Origin of the sequence: Paraburkholderia podalyriae (assembly GCF_014397785.1) — a bacterium.
Classification (GTDB): Bacteria; Pseudomonadota; Gammaproteobacteria; order Burkholderiales; family Burkholderiaceae; genus Paraburkholderia; species Paraburkholderia podalyriae.
In genome coordinates this window covers 1-554 of sequence record NZ_VZQQ01000290.1, presented here as the reverse complement: position 1 = coordinate 554, position 554 = coordinate 1, and the positions used below count along the sequence as shown (strand labels likewise).

2 pseudogenes are annotated in these 554 nt (G+C 56.9%); one reads left to right on the top strand and one right to left on the bottom strand.

Annotated features, from left to right (window positions below):
- Positions 1-107: 107 nt before the first annotated feature.
- Positions 108-323, top strand: a pseudogene (locus F6X42_RS46555) (tyrosine-type recombinase/integrase); the annotation flags it as partial.
- 100 nt (positions 324-423) lie between these two features.
- On the opposite strand, the pseudogene F6X42_RS46550 reads toward F6X42_RS46555, so the two are convergent.
- Positions 424-554: pseudogene (locus tag F6X42_RS46550) on the bottom strand (IS66 family transposase); the annotation flags it as partial.

Below are 554 nucleotides of genomic sequence, written 5' to 3'. Positions count from 1 at the left end.
ATCGCTGCGCAACCCACAGTACCAAAGGTGATCGAGGAAGCCCATCCACGTTACCCGACATAGTCAGGAAGGGCACATAGTGTCGCCAATGTCTCTAACGACATTGACGTCACGCGACTGCCATGCATCTACTTCAGTCAGGCGTTGACCTATCGGTCATCGCACTCTGGTTGGGACACGAAAGCCCGTCGACAACACACGGCTATATGGAAGCGGATTTGACAATGAAGGAGCGAGCACTGAACAGCATTCAACCGCCGCAGGTGAAGAACCGTCGATATCGACCGCCAGACCGCATTCTCCAGTTCCTGGAGTCGCTGTAATTATGCGCAGTTCGCCGGACCGAAAGTACTCGGGGACCGGCTCGGCGACTCGCATCGCACTGTCCGGCAGCGGCAGGCTCCGCATAAGTTTCGACTGCGCATTATTCCTGCCCAACGCTACACAACGCAGGGCATTTTCTGCGAGTACATTGCTGATCTCGGCGCGTCCGTCCTCGCAATAGAACGTGAGCGCCGCCCAGTGGTTCAGCGAGTAGTTGATCGCGCCCGTGA